Here is a 13369-nt window from a genome sequence, read left to right as displayed (position 1 = left end):
GGTGCCTCCTTAATCGTGCGAATCAAACTGCAGTGCTTGTTTGATTGGACTCATTTTCATTTCAGTTTCTTCGAGCTCTTGCTCGAGCGCAGAGTCTTTGACGATGCCGCATCCTGCATAGAGTGCGACGAATTGATGCTGAACGAGTGCTGAACGAATCGCGACGACAAATTCGCCATCACCTTCGTTGTCAATCCAACCAAATGGAGAACCATACCATCCGCGGTCGAACCGTTCAATTTCACGAAGCAATTGGACCGATGTCCGCTTCGGTGAGCCACCAAGTGCTGGTGTTGGGTGTAATGATTCTGCTAACGACAGCAATGAGGCGTTAGTTTCAAGTGTCACCTGGATTGGAGTATGCAAGTGGAACACCGAGCGATTCGCCAAAATTTGTGGAGTTTCGTTCGTTTGAATTGGTGCGGTGTACGGTGTCAGTGCTTGTTTTATATCTTTTACGACAATTTGATGTTCTTCGCGATTTTTTGCATCGTTCAGCAACTGTTCCTTCGCGAGGTCGCTTTCAATTTCTGTGTCAGGACGCTTGATTGTGCCAGCGATGGCCGCAGTATGCAGTTGCATACCTTCTTTTTGTATTAGTCGTTCGGGTGTCGCGCCAAAGAAACCGATGTCACGTTTTGGTTGGTATAAGTAGATATAACTTGATTCTTGATGGTCTGCCAAATGCTTCAAGCTTTTACTGAATGGGAACGCATCATCGGAACGCTGATAGATTTCTTCGCGCGCGATCACGATTTTTTCGACCCGTTCTTCTTCAATCAACTGTTTCGCCTGTTGGAAACTCGACTTGAAGTGATCGATGCCATCCTTCACTTTCGAATAGGACGGTGTCGCTTCCTTTGTCGGATGAAGTGAACTGAACTGGGCCAACTGATCCGCCAACTGAATCAAGTACTGTTCAACCGACTGCTTTGAAGAAACGAGGGTGGCGACTGTCAACGTATATCGGTTTTTATAACGACGGTATAAAAATTTTGGAACGACGAGAGATGCCTCCCCAAAGGCATCCCACATACTTTTTTGTGGACGCATGAATGTGTCAAATGAAAATCCGGCGAATGCATAGATTTTGGCGTCAACGTCTCGTCGGTGTAAACTCCAATCGTACTGCAAGCGTTGAAACCGTTCTGGTCCAGAAGCACTTAAGACAAGCGCATCTCCGCAACCGAGCATCTCAAGCGTGCGGTCCGGTGTCATGAAATAGTAGTGGGACGTATCGGTGTTCTGAATGATTTCAAAAGCATCGAACGCTGTAATCTCCCAGGTGTATGAAGCGAGGACTGGACGTTGCCAAGCTCGCGCCCGTTTATGGGCTTGTTCAATTCGTTGTTTTATATGTGTTTGAGTATCTGGCATAAAAGAAAAGCCTCCTCAATCCGATAGAATTCTCACTTTTTAGTGTATCATGAGTTTGCAATCGACCTGCCTATGAAATGCTCGGAAAATTATTCGGAAAATGAGATTGTAGGCTGGCGTTGACAGATTTTTTCCTCGAGACGTAAACTAACGAAGGGAGGGAAGTAAATGAAACAGAAATCAAAATGGGCATATTGGCGAATGATTCGCCCGCATACCCTGACAGCAAGCTTTATTCCGGTCTTGCTCGGGACGTTCATCGTCCTCAATCAAACCGAGCTGAAGTGGGGACTTTTTCTTGCGATGTTAGTGGCGTCTGTCCTCATTCAAATCGCAACGAACTTATTTAACGAGTATTATGATTATAAGCGTGGGCTCGACCATGAAGGATCGATCGGGATTGGTGGCTCAATCGTTCGTGATGGATTTACGCCGAAACAGGTATTGACGATTGCCCTTAGCATGTATGCTGTCTCAGCGTTACTCGGGTTATATATTGCCGCATCCACGAGCTGGCATTTGCTATGGATTGGTGCGTTGTCCATGCTCGTCGGCTACTTGTATACCGGGGGCCCATTGCCGATCGCCTATACACCGTTCGGGGAGCTCGTCGCAGGTCTATTCATGGGCTATGTCATTATTGGAATCGCCGGTTTCATCCAAATCAATACGGTGACGACGGAGTTATTACTCGTATCGTTTCCGATGGCATTATTAATCGGTGCGATCTTACTTGCGAATAATATTCGTGACTTAGATAACGATAAAGAGAATGGTCGAAAAACGATTGCTTGTTTAGTCGGTCATCGACGTGCGGTGTATGTACTTGCGATGTTCTTTATCGCCGCATTAGTCGGCATCATCGTCGCCGTAGTGTATTATGGAGTCACACCGTGGGTCTTACTTTCACTATTTACAGTGCCGGTCATGGTTCAGGCGATTAAACAGTTTTGGCCAAAAGCAGAACCAGCTGCATTGATGCCTGCTATGGCGATGACAGCGAAAGTGAATACGTTATTCGGGGCGTGGATGGTCGTTGGACTGATTGTGTCGAGGTTTGTGATGTGAGAAAAGGGGAGGCGTTAACGTGTCAGTCGTAAAGGAAATGCTTGAATTTAACAAACGTTTCGTAGAGGAGAAGCAGTACGAACCGTTCGTGTCCGATAAGTTTCCGGATAAGAAAATTGTGATTTTAACGTGTATGGATACACGTTTGACGGAGCTGTTACCTCAAGCGTTAGGACTTAAGAACGGAGACGCTAAAATTATTAAAAACGCCGGTGCTGTCCTATCACATCCATTCGGTTCGGCCATGCGTTCGATTTTGGTGGCCCTCTACGCACTAGGAGCGGAAGAAGTCGTTGTGGTCGGACACTATGATTGTGGAATGGCAGCGATTGAACCGTCTATCGTGATTGAAGAAATGGAACGTCGGGGAATCGACCCTCAAACTTTGAAAATGCTAAAATCGTCAGGAATGGATTTAGAACAATGGTTACATGGCTTTGATTCAGTAGAGGAAAATGTCGTTCATTCCATCAATTTAATCAACAATCATCCTTTGTTACCACCAGGCACGAATGTCCATGGATTTGTGATCGACCCGGCAACGGGACGTCTTGATCCAATAGAAGCATAAGAAAGGAGCGCGTTCATTTTGTGAACGTGCTCCTTTTGTATTAGCCATACGTGTTAGTGGGGATATCATCGTAGTCATCTTCTTGTTGTTTTTGTTTTGCTTTCTTTTTGTTCTTCTTGAAATCCCGTTCGTATTCTTGTTCGCTTGGCGTTTTAAAGAAACGCATCCACGTCGCGTTGATCTCAGAACCGATAAGGATGATCATTCCAGTTAATTGCAACCATAGCAAGGTGACGATGATTCCGCCGAGCGATCCGTAAGTTGAATCGTAACTCCCGAAATTTGAGACGTACAAGCTGAATCCTAATGACACGAGTTGCCAACCGATGACACCAAAGATGGCCCCAGGAATCGTACTTTTCCAAAACACGTGCTGCTGTGGTGATATTTTATAAAAAATTGAAAGCGTCAAAATTAAGACAACTGTTGTCAAGACGTATCGGAATACGTTGATCATCAACTCTTCAGCGCCGGTGATGTTCACTGGAAAATATTCGGTGATAAACGTGATAATTTGTGACCCGAATACGTTCGAAAGAATGAGCAACAACATGCCGATTCCAAGTAAGATAGTTAATCCGAGCGCTAAGCCTTTTTTGACAAAAAAGTTACGTTCATTGTCTTCACCATAAGCGTGTAGTGCTGTCGTCACGAGACGGTCGACACCTTTTGAGGCAGACCAAATCGCTAAAATTGCACCGATAGATAACAGACCGCCTCTCGGTTCGCCAATTGCTTCAAAAATCCCGGTCAAAAAATCAGAAGCGGCTGAACCGGGAGCTAAATCATTCAATTGATTTTGGAACGTGTCTTGTGAGATATCGAAAAATGATAAGAGTGCCAAAATAAAGATAATCCCCGGGAAGATGGATAAAAACCAAAAGAATGCGAGAGTTGCCCCGTAATCTTGTACATCGTGTTCTTTAAAGCGTCGAAATAATTCTTTTCCAAACGAGAACCAATTCTTCTTTTCCTTTACTTCTGTCATCGCCATCATGAAACCCTCCTGAAACAATCATTAGTGAACGTTTCCCGAAATTGCTTAAAGGTACACTTGATTACGCCTCAGACAACGTCAAATCGTAAAAACGTGTCTCTTGTGAGGCTAATTTTTCAGCGAGCGATGGGGGACGAATCGGAAGATGGGGTAATGCTGATCGTTTGATCCACATAGGGGTATATGATCCGTTTGTTTGTTCTTCTTGAAACTCTTCACCTGTTCCGGTACCAAATTCGCCACCTGTCATTTTCGCCCAATAGTAAGGATTTAACTCGTTATTGAATGCGACGTAGGCAGCCACGCCTTCTAATTCTACATGGACGCCGAGCTCTTCAAATGCTTCGCGAACGGCAGTTTCTTCTGTTGTATGACCGTATTCGACTCCGCCACCAGGGAAGACGTAATAAAGCACGTCTTCCTTTTCACGTCGAATCAAAGCTACTTCATCTTGATCATTTATTAAAATGATCGCGCTTCTTAATTTCGTTCGAACCACTGAGATCGTTCCTTTCATTCCTATAATTTTGCACAAAACGCATCGACGATTCGCCGATGCGTTCAACTCATTCTTGCGTAGGTTGTTCTAATGATGCGTACATATCTTGTGTCAATCCATTCTCATGTGACGAGATAACTTTTCCGGCGATACGCATCCCTAGTCGAAGTGCATCTTCGATAGAGTGGCGCTTCATGAGTTCAGAGATGACAGCGGAGAAGAATGAATCACCGGCACCGGTAGAGTCGGCGACTTTCACTTTCGTCGTCGGGACGTGACCTTGTTCATTCGTGCGGAGATCGACGTAAACGGCACCAAGTTCGCTCATCGTGACGATGGTGAGGGGAGCGCCTTTCATGGCGAGTACTTCAGCGACACGCAGGGCATCATCCACGGTGACGATTGACATATCAGATAAGATTTCTGCTTCTTCCCGACTACAGATGAACCCCGTAAACCCTTGGAGTAAATGACGGTTTCGTTCAATGACAGAAAGGTGGCCGCACACGCCGTACAGCGGCAAATCCATAACGCGACATAGTTCAATCGTCTCGTTTAGTACGTTGACCGACAAGTCTAAGTCGATTGCGACCGCATCGCTCTCTTCAAAGACGGTATCGATTTGGCGTAAAATAGCTTTTTCCATTCGCGCTTCGTCAGGTTGCTTTGAAATCGACGTTTGGAGGTCGCCGTTGTTATCCATAACGGCGAGCCACATACCCATGCCGTTATCTTCGAGCATATCAACCCCATCGACGTTTACGTTCAAACAACGTAATTCCTCGAGGACACCGACGCCGATTTGATCGTTCGTAACGGTTGAGACGAAACGAACATCATTGCCGAGTACTCCTAAGTTTTGCGCAACGTTGCGACCTGTTCCACCATTAGAGAAAGTGATGTCGCCGACGTTCTTCGCATCTTTATGGAGCGGTGCGAAGGAAGTCCCTTTAATATCGACAAATACCTTGCCGATGACTGCAATCGTATTCATATCTTGTACCACCTTTAGCCAATCTTTCGATCTAATTCAGTCTTTTAGACACATTGTTTCAATTATAACGAAATCGACATATTGTTTCAATCATCGTTTTCATTTGTCGAATTGGTCACTCCCATGTTGACGTGAGGAGTCGAAGCCCGTTCAAAATGACAAGGATGGTAGAGCCTTCATGTCCTACGACAGCGAACGGCATGATGAGTAGTTCGAAAATGTTCGTTGCGATCAAGACGAGGATGACACCGAGTGCGAAGACGACGTTTTGTAAGACGATCCGATTCAACTTCCGCGATTGACGAATGGCGTCGCTCAATCGGACGAGGTCATTTTTCATTAAAACGACATCTGCCGTTTCTAGTGCGGCATCCGTTCCTTCGCCCATGGCGATTCCGACATCAGCGGTCGCAAGGGCGGGGGCATCGTTGATTCCGTCGCCGATCATCCCGATTGCCCCATATTCTTCACGTAACGTCTTAATCTGCGAAACCTTCTCTTCCGGTAAACATTCGGCGACGTAGCGTGTCAATCCGGCTTCGTTCGCGATGGCACGAGCGGTCGCTTCATTGTCACCGGTAATCATGATGGTGGCGATGCCTAGGTCATTCAGTCGCTGAATCGCTACTTTCGCCTCAGGTCGTAGCGTGTCACGTAAGGCGTAGGCACCGATTGTACGCGAGTCGTCACTGATGAAAACGAGCGTGTGACCAGCTTCTTTCAATCGTTCGACATCCTGTTTAAAGAAATCGCCACTGCGGTCAGCGAACTTTTGTTTCCCGACGCGATATGTCGTCCCGTCAATTGTTGCTTCAATTCCAGAACCTGTGATGTCTTTGAAGTGTGTCATCTCCCCGGTATGTCTCCCGGTATATAACACGAGTGCCTCGGCGAGAGGATGCATCGAATGCTCTTCAATCAAACTAACGATTCGGTTCACGTCATCTTCAAGCAACTCCGGAGAGATGAGTGCTTCTTGTACGATAGGTTTCCCAATCGTGAGTGTCCCCGTCTTATCGAAAGCAATTGCCTTTAGGCGTCCCATATTCTCGATATGCGCGCCACCCTTAAAGAGAATACCGTGTTTTGCGGAAGAGGCGATGGCAGCCAACGCAGCAGGTGTGATGGCGGCGACGAGCGCACAAGGAGAGGCGACGACGAGAAGGATCATGCCGCGATAGATGCTCGTTTCAAGAGACCACGACGTAAAGAACGGTCCAAGTAGGATGATCGCCGTGACGGAGATGAGCACGATTTGAACATACCGTCCTTCATATCGATCAATGAACTGTGCAGACGGTGATTTTTCTTCTTGTGCCTGTTGAACCATTTGAATGATTTTTTGGAACAGTGTCTCGGTGGCGAGCTTTGTCACCTCGATTGTCAATACACCGTTCAAGTTGACGCTCGATCCGAATACGTCGTCTCCGATTTGGCGATCGACAGGGACGGACTCTCCTGTGATGGCGGCTTCTTCCACCGAAGCGCTACCTTTTACAATCTTTCCGTCAACCGGGATCCGTTCACCTGGTCGTACATAAATACGATCCCCAACTTTCAAGTCATCGATATGAACAACTTCAAGTTTATCAGGAGTTGTCAGGCGTGTTGCTTGTTCAGGTTGGAGTTCCATTAAAGATTCGAGCGCACGTTCGTTTTTGTTCATTGTGTATGTTTCGAGCGCACCGGATAAGGCGAAAATGAAGATGAGAATCGCGCCTTCCATCCAATATCCAATCGATGCGGCCCCGATGGCGGCGATGATCATTAGGAGTTCTACATTAAGAGATTTCGTTTCAATGGTGTCCGAAATCCCTTCTTTAGCTTTCGCGTATCCCCCGATGAAAAAGGCGGATAAATAAAGCGAGACGTGAATCCAAGGGGCTCCTTCTTGTGTTTCGGTGATATAAGCGAGTACAATCAATACACCGCTAATGAGCGCCATAATCAATTCGATATGTTCGTACCAGTTAGCCCGTTTGAAAACGTGGCTTTTTTCGTGTGTAACAGTTGGAGCGTTCATGTAATCCCTTCTTTCTAATTGAGAATAAATCTCGATTGAATGATAATGGTTGAAGATGATTATCATCATCAATTGGCTTTGAATTAACGATTTAATCCTTGTTAACCTTTTTTTAATTTATAATAATTATTATCTAGATTTATTTTATCATGCTTATCATCTGCCAACAAATAAAAAGATTAAGGAGTTTTTGTGTCATGCAAAATATATTTCAACGTCCATGGACAGTGGCGTTATTTGCGATATTTAATACGTTGTTGTGGGGGAGTGCTTTCCCGTTCATCAAATTAAGTTATGAAAAGCTAGATATTCAATCGAATGAGTATGGGCAACAGCTACTGTTCGCAGGAGAGCGCTTTTTATTAGCGGGGCTGCTTCTACTTCTTATTAGTCAAACCGTCCTAAAGCAATCGATTCGATTAACACGTCAAAAGTTTAAAGCGTATGCGCACCTCGGATCTTTTTTGACGTTTTTACAGTATTTATTCTTTTACATCGGGCTTTCGATCTCGACCGGAGTTCAAGGGTCGATTATCGCTGGATCAACATCGTTCTTTCAAATGGCTCTCGCTCATATACGGTATGAAGACGATAAACTGAATCGTTTGAAAGGTCTTGCCTTGACGTTTGGATTCTCAGGGATTGTCATCGCAAACTGGCCCGCGCCTGGTACAGAGGTTGGGTTCGGGATTGGCGAGATACTACTCATCTTGGCAATGGTGTCTGGCGCATTTGGGAATTTGATTGCGAAAGATTATTCAAAAGAATATGATGTTGCCCCGATGACAGCGTGGGCGATGGTCATCGGTTCGATCGGTTTACTCGTCATCGGTTACGTGTTCGAGCCGAATGGTATTTCGATGCCGTATACAGGACAGACGATTGCATTTCTCTTTTATTTGGCAATGTTGTCCGCAATTGGATTTACGCTTTGGAACACATTGATGAAATATAATCCGGTCAGTCGGATTTCACTATATATCTTCTTAGTTCCCTTATTTGGCGTGATTTTGTCTGGGATTTTGCTTGGAGAATCGATTCCTTGGAATGCGGTTGTTGGACTTTTGTTTGTCATCGCGGGTATTTATTTATCCACTTACTTTCAAGGGAGGCGGATGAGAAACATGCATTAAGCAATTGAAGATGAGACAGAGTTGACGGAAATAAAATATCATGACAAAATATATTAAAAATTCTGATTTTTTGGTTCTGAAATCGGTCTTCGTTTGTAAAGACTTGCGTGCGCAATCATTCAAAGGGAGGAGGAAAAACAATGACTAGGAATCGAATCGTTCGAAACATACTCATCTCGCGTCAACCGAGAGATGAGTACGTCAAGTACGTGATGAAGTGCGTGAGTCAAACTTTGAAGGAACGTCACGGTCCGGTGGCGACCCGCGCGACGAGACAAGGAGACGACATTCAAACGAGATGGCAGTTTGATGACCGTGTCGTAGAGGTGACGCTGAAACCAGATGTCCTCGCTTCGCTAGATACGGAACCGTTCGCGCTAGATGAGGTGTTCATCCGGGCTTTACAACTAAACGATGAGAAAGATCGGATTGTAGAATAATGAAAGGCAGGTGGTTCATGGGAATCACCTGCCTTTTTAAATTTGGATTGGTTTTGATTTTGACGTAAACAGTCGGAACGATAGAACCCCTAAAATGACTGCATACATCAAGAAATAAACTTCTTTTGGAAGGGACAACCAGAACGCACCAATCATCGGACCTGAGATCGAACCGATGCTGAATGAAATACTGTACAGCATGTTTCCGGTCGGCAACAAGGAGCGAGGGAGTACTTCTGTCATGTGCGCTAAACCGAGTGAGTACGTCGACCCTAAACCTGCGCCGGCTAGGGCGAATAGGAGGAGTAGACCGATATAATGATCGACGACGAGATTCGCCAAGGCGAACACGAGTGTTCCAAATGTCAGCACAATTTGTAAGATGCGTTTCTTTCCATACAAGTCAGCGAGGCGTCCGAGCGGAAGCTGAACGACAATCGACATGACGATGAACGTCGTGATGAGTGTACTTGTCTCCGTCAAACTCATCCCGTTTCGTGATGTGAAGATTGGGAAGTTGGCGTTTAAACTCGCTTCGAGGAAACCGTATGTAAAGGCGGGAAGGAGTGTATACCCTGCACCGACTAGAATTAGTCGAATTCGCCCCTTCGAATTGGTCTTCACTTTCTCGACCTCAGGGAATTCATTCTCGACTTTAAAGACGAGCATCAACGAAGCGAGACAGAAAAAGACAATAATCAAAAATGGTAACCAAAACCATAAATCGACGAGTGGTGCAATCAACGGACCGACGGCGAACCCGAGACTGAACGACATCCCATAATAGGCCATCGCTCGACCGAGACTACGTTTTTCACTAGAGGACGTGACCCATACTTGCGATCCGTAGTGTAATGCGGAGTCCCCAAATCCGATGAAGAAGCGCATCATCGCCCAGACGAGTAGGGACGGCCATATCGGCAATGCGAAGGTTGCGAATGCCGTCAAAACAATCCCGAGGACGATGGTCGGCCGAAAGCCGTATTTTCGAACGAATCTCTCTAAGAGAGGTGCAGAGACAATTACCCCAACATAGAGCATCGTCGCATTTAACCCGTTCACCCAGGCTGGTGCCCCGTCACGCTCGATTAAAGTGGATAAGAGTGGGATGAGTGCGCCTTGAATCAAACCGGAAATAAAGACGATCAATAGTAAGATCATAAAACGAAAACGGAGCATGGATTCACCTCATGAAGTCAAAGTGAAAAAGCCGAGAATGTTCTCAGCTTTTCGTGTCGTCAATCGGTTGTGGAGAGTGATTTAAGTGTAGTAACTCATCATCCCAACTGCCTTGACTAAACATTTCATCATGCTCTACTTTGTCTGAAACGAATGCGGCTGTCAATAAAATACTGAGTGTTCCACCGAAAATCACGATGGCCATAACCGTAATAATGAACACGTAAATCGCAGTCATCTACACACACCTCGATTCAGTTAATATACAGAACATTTCCCGAATCGAAATAATTAAAACGATGTAGCTTTGCGAGATTTAAAATCCACGGTCGGGTAATAGGCTTGCTTGACCAGAGCATTTGGTCCAAGACATTTGACGGCTGGGCAATGACAAGACAGCGTGGCGTTCAGTTGGCTGTTCGTCCACGTATCATACGCATCTTGGAATGACGTATCATAGACGGTACCAAGAGTACCGAGCTCGTCACCAAAATCGGTCACGATGATTTGTCCGTCAAAGATATTCGTGTTAAGGCGTGAACGACCATCCGGGTCATTTCGGACGGTCACGTTTTTTGTTTCATGAAGTCGTTTTAAGAGAGCACGATCTTCTGGTAAATCGGAACATGCATAGAAGGGCAATGTCCCAAAGAGCATCCAGACGTTTTCGTCACGGACGTCGAGTAAGTCATGGATGGCTTGTCGCGTATCAGCGAGCGATGCTGATTCTAGGGCGCTAGCGAAGTCTGCGGGGTACATTGGGTGCACCTCATGTCGCTGACAACCAAGCGATACGATTTCTTCATGGATCTCTTTCAGGTGCGGAATCGTCCGTTTGTTGATCATCGTCTCCGCTGACACGATGATTCCTTCAGCTGTGAGGGCACGGGCATTATCTTTCATCGTTTGGAGCATTTTTAACCTTGCCTCTTCACTCGGTTTACGATCCATCATCGCAAATCCACCTTCGAGGAAATCGGCATCGGTGCCCCAGTTATGCGAAATGTGCAAAACGTCCAAGTAAGGGGTAATAAGATGATAGCGAGATAACGGTAGCGTCAAGTTCGAGTTGATCTGAGTGCGGGCGCCACGTTCTTTCGCATAGCGTAACAGCGGAACGACATAGTTACGGACCGATTTCATCGATAACATCGGTTCACCACCTGTGATGGAGAAGGCGCGTAAATGTTCGATTTCATCCAATCGTTGAATTAACAATTCGAGTGGGACTTCAGGTTCTTCCTTCTGGTCAAGCATATAACCGACCGCACAATGTTCGCAGCGCATATTACACAATTTTGTTGTTGTTACTTCGACGTTGGATAAGACGAGTCGACCATGTTCGACTTGATCGAGATAGGCTTCCCAAGGGTCGAAAGTTGGGGAGATGTTTTGCATGTGGATTCCACCTTTTCATCAAGTTACACGAAATAGTATGCTATAATAGCAACTCTTTGTCACGAACCAAAGGAGCGATTACAAGATGGGTAAATCACGTACAGATACTGCCGGAAAGATGAACGTCCTAAAATCGAGAACGGAACTGCTATGTCTATCGGTCAACACGCTAGACGAGCATACGACACCTGAAGATTTACATCGCCTGTTAGCCGACATTGATTCGTTGCGCGCTAAAGTGGTGCGTTACGCCAAAGACCTAGAACAATCGTCTCGAAAGGATGAATCAGATTGAAATTAATTACTGGAGATTTTAAAGATGTCACAGTCGACCGACTTGGCATTAATGGAGAGGGCATCGCGACAATCAATCGCATGGTCATTTTCATACCAAACTTATTACCGGGAGAACGAGCAAAAGTCGAAATCACACGTGTAGAAAAAAATTATGCAGAAGCGCGTGTCGTCAAACGCGACAACGACTCGAAAGACCGTGTTAAAGCACCTTGTCCGATTTACGACGAGTGTGGAGGCTGCCAAATCCAACACATGAGTTCTCGTCTGCAGATGGAGTATAAAGAAGAAATCGTTCGAAATGCCTTCCGTCAAAAGACGAAGCTAAACGTGGAAAAATCGGATATTCGTCCGACAATTGGTATGGAAGACCCGTGGTACTATCGAAATAAATCACAATTCCCACTCGGCACACGCCATGGCGAGATTGTCTCAGGACTCTACAAGCCGAACACAAACCATCTCGTGTCGATTGAGCACTGTATGGTCCAACAACGTGACACAACGAACATCAATAATGCGATTGTCCGTATTTTAAACGAACTCGACATCCCCGTCTATGACGCACGCCGCGACACGGGGTATGCCAGAACCGTCGTCGTTCGTTCCGGATACAACACGAATGACGTACAAGTTGTTCTCGTCGTTGGGCATGAAGATGTCCCGGATTTAGATGAATTGAGTGACCGCATCATGGCATTGCCAAATGTTGTCTCGTTCCATATCAATATCAATTCAAACCGATCTAGTGTTATTTTTGGTTATCGGACGGTTCACATCGCGGGTCAAGAAAAGATGGATGAGCAGCTTGATGACGTCCATTATCACTTGTCACCACGCGCATTCTTCCAGTTGAATCCGGCACAGACGGAAAAAATGTATCGTGAAGTCGTTGAAGCTGCAGCATTGACGGGTGAAGAACGTGTCATTGATGCGTATGCGGGTGTCGGTTCGATCGGTCTCTGGTTAGCGCCACACGCGAAGGAAATTCGAGGAATGGAAGTTGTACCGGAAGCAGTCGAAGATGCGAACGACCATATGCGTGAGAATGGCTACAGCCACGTCACGTACGTCGAAGGGCGTGCCGAGCATTGGATCCCTCGTTGGGTTAAAGATGGATGGCTCCCAGATGTCGTCGTAGTCGATCCGCCACGGACAGGTATGGATCATCAATTAATCAATTCAATCATTTCATCCAAGGCGAAACGAATTGTTTACGTGTCATGCAACCCGCAGACGCTCGCACGTGATACCGATCAGTTGATGAAGGCCGGATACAAGGTGAATTACGTACAACCGTACGACATGTTCCCTCAGACATCACATGTCGAATCCGTTGTTGTATTCGAGAAGAAGAAAAAGAAAAAATATTGACGAGTCGGTGAAAATACTTGTG

At 45.9% G+C, this 13369-nt stretch carries 14 protein-coding genes; 6 read left to right on the top strand and 8 right to left on the bottom strand.

Features of this window, described 5'->3' with window-relative positions:
- Window positions 1-9: 9 nt before the first annotated feature.
- Entirely contained in the window at window positions 10-1377 is a 1368-nt protein-coding gene (locus P400_RS0113780; RefSeq protein ID WP_026826747.1) for an isochorismate synthase, read from the bottom strand.
- Window positions 1378-1545: 168 nt separating this feature from the next.
- Here P400_RS0113780 and P400_RS0113775 point away from each other — a divergent pair, with 168 nt between their 5' ends.
- Both P400_RS0113775 and P400_RS0113770 read left to right on the top strand, forming a co-directional pair.
- Entirely contained in the window at window positions 1546-2445 is a 900-nt protein-coding gene (locus P400_RS0113775) for a 1,4-dihydroxy-2-naphthoate polyprenyltransferase (RefSeq protein WP_026826746.1), read from the top strand.
- 37 nt (window positions 2446-2482) lie between these two features.
- The gene (locus tag P400_RS0113770) at window positions 2483-3016 is read left to right on the top strand and encodes a beta-class carbonic anhydrase (RefSeq protein ID WP_034771569.1); all 534 of its coding nucleotides are present in this window, start codon (window positions 2483-2485) and stop codon (window positions 3014-3016) included.
- A 40-nt stretch (window positions 3017-3056) separates the two neighbouring features.
- On the opposite strand, the gene P400_RS0113765 is transcribed toward P400_RS0113770, so the two are convergent.
- The 4 genes from P400_RS0113765 to P400_RS0113750 all read right to left on the bottom strand — a co-directional run bounded on the left by P400_RS0113765 (window position 3057) and on the right by P400_RS0113750 (window position 7529).
- The gene (locus P400_RS0113765; RefSeq protein WP_026826744.1) at window positions 3057-4010 is read right to left on the bottom strand and encodes a YihY/virulence factor BrkB family protein; all 954 of its coding nucleotides are present in this window, start codon (window positions 4008-4010) and stop codon (window positions 3057-3059) included.
- Between the two features lie 64 nt (window positions 4011-4074).
- Window positions 4075-4512 (bottom strand): NUDIX domain-containing protein, encoded by a 438-nt coding sequence (locus P400_RS0113760; protein ID WP_084483614.1) that lies wholly within the window; start codon window positions 4510-4512, stop codon window positions 4075-4077.
- A 67-nt stretch (window positions 4513-4579) separates the two neighbouring features.
- A complete protein-coding gene (locus P400_RS0113755; protein WP_026826742.1) occupies window positions 4580-5506 on the bottom strand; it encodes a carbohydrate kinase family protein in 927 nt (308 codons plus the stop codon).
- Window positions 5507-5621: 115 nt separating this feature from the next.
- Window positions 5622-7529: a heavy metal translocating P-type ATPase gene (locus tag P400_RS0113750; RefSeq protein ID WP_026826741.1), complete on the bottom strand. Its 1908-nt coding sequence runs from the start codon at window positions 7527-7529 to the stop codon at window positions 5622-5624.
- 197 nt (window positions 7530-7726) lie between these two features.
- Between P400_RS0113750 and P400_RS0113745 the strand changes: the two genes are divergently transcribed.
- Together P400_RS0113745 and P400_RS0113740 are read left to right on the top strand one after the other, a co-directional pair.
- Window positions 7727-8662 carry a DMT family transporter gene (locus P400_RS0113745; protein WP_026826740.1) on the top strand — a complete coding sequence of 312 codons (936 nt, stop codon included), beginning with the start codon at window positions 7727-7729 and terminating at the stop codon, window positions 8660-8662.
- A gap of 140 nt (window positions 8663-8802) precedes the next feature.
- The gene (locus tag P400_RS0113740) at window positions 8803-9102 is read left to right on the top strand and encodes a hypothetical protein (protein ID WP_026826739.1); all 300 of its coding nucleotides are present in this window, start codon (window positions 8803-8805) and stop codon (window positions 9100-9102) included.
- A gap of 36 nt (window positions 9103-9138) precedes the next feature.
- Here P400_RS0113740 and P400_RS0113735 read toward each other — a convergent pair whose 3' ends face one another.
- From P400_RS0113735 to yfkAB, 3 genes are read right to left on the bottom strand one after another with little or no spacing between them, the layout of a single operon-like run.
- On the bottom strand, window positions 9139-10281 hold the full coding sequence (locus P400_RS0113735; protein ID WP_026826738.1) for an MFS transporter: 1143 nt from the start codon (window positions 10279-10281) through the stop codon (window positions 9139-9141).
- A gap of 43 nt (window positions 10282-10324) precedes the next feature.
- Window positions 10325-10519, bottom strand: coding sequence for a hypothetical protein (locus P400_RS0113730; protein ID WP_026826737.1), 195 nt, complete (start codon window positions 10517-10519; stop codon window positions 10325-10327).
- 53 nt (window positions 10520-10572) lie between these two features.
- Complete coding sequence (yfkAB, locus tag P400_RS0113725) at window positions 10573-11679, bottom strand: radical SAM/CxCxxxxC motif protein YfkAB (RefSeq protein ID WP_026826736.1); 1107 nt, start codon at window positions 11677-11679, stop codon at window positions 10573-10575.
- Window positions 11680-11764: 85 nt separating this feature from the next.
- Between yfkAB and P400_RS0113720 the strand changes: the two genes are divergently transcribed.
- Together P400_RS0113720 and rlmD are read left to right on the top strand one after the other, a co-directional pair.
- Entirely contained in the window at window positions 11765-11974 is a 210-nt protein-coding gene (locus tag P400_RS0113720) for a hypothetical protein (RefSeq protein WP_015880867.1), read from the top strand.
- On the top strand, window positions 11971-13347 hold the full coding sequence (gene rlmD / locus P400_RS0113715; RefSeq protein WP_034771220.1) for a 23S rRNA (uracil(1939)-C(5))-methyltransferase RlmD: 1377 nt from the start codon (window positions 11971-11973) through the stop codon (window positions 13345-13347). The genes P400_RS0113720 and rlmD overlap by 4 nt, the downstream gene beginning before the upstream one ends.
- Window positions 13348-13369 lie beyond the last annotated feature (22 nt).

It is taken from the genome of Exiguobacterium marinum DSM 16307 (genome assembly GCF_000620845.1).
Classification (GTDB): domain Bacteria; phylum Bacillota; class Bacilli; order Exiguobacteriales; family Exiguobacteriaceae; genus Exiguobacterium; species Exiguobacterium marinum.
Note: the sequence above shows the minus strand (reverse complement) of the source record. Positions and strands in the feature narration are given on the sequence as shown.

Coding starts and splice junctions, on each gene's coding strand:
- P400_RS0113735 (WP_026826738.1), bottom strand. CDS start 10,281: ATGCTCCGTTTTCGTTTTATGATCTTACTATTGATCGTCTTTATTTCC.
- P400_RS0113765 (WP_026826744.1), bottom strand. CDS start 4,010: ATGGCGATGACAGAAGTAAAGGAAAAGAAGAATTGGTTCTCGTTTGGA.
- P400_RS0113740 (WP_026826739.1), top strand. CDS start 8,803: ATGACTAGGAATCGAATCGTTCGAAACATACTCATCTCGCGTCAACCG.
- P400_RS0113780 (WP_026826747.1), bottom strand. CDS start 1,377: ATGCCAGATACTCAAACACATATAAAACAACGAATTGAACAAGCCCAT.
- P400_RS0113730 (WP_026826737.1), bottom strand. CDS start 10,519: ATGACTGCGATTTACGTGTTCATTATTACGGTTATGGCCATCGTGATT.
- P400_RS0113750 (WP_026826741.1), bottom strand. CDS start 7,529: ATGAACGCTCCAACTGTTACACACGAAAAAAGCCACGTTTTCAAACGG.
- P400_RS0113720 (WP_015880867.1), top strand. CDS start 11,765: ATGGGTAAATCACGTACAGATACTGCCGGAAAGATGAACGTCCTAAAA.
- P400_RS0113755 (WP_026826742.1), bottom strand. CDS start 5,506: ATGAATACGATTGCAGTCATCGGCAAGGTATTTGTCGATATTAAAGGG.
- P400_RS0113745 (WP_026826740.1), top strand. CDS start 7,727: ATGCAAAATATATTTCAACGTCCATGGACAGTGGCGTTATTTGCGATA.
- yfkAB (WP_026826736.1), bottom strand. CDS start 11,679: ATGCAAAACATCTCCCCAACTTTCGACCCTTGGGAAGCCTATCTCGAT.
- P400_RS0113770 (WP_034771569.1), top strand. CDS start 2,483: ATGCTTGAATTTAACAAACGTTTCGTAGAGGAGAAGCAGTACGAACCG.
- P400_RS0113775 (WP_026826746.1), top strand. CDS start 1,546: ATGAAACAGAAATCAAAATGGGCATATTGGCGAATGATTCGCCCGCAT.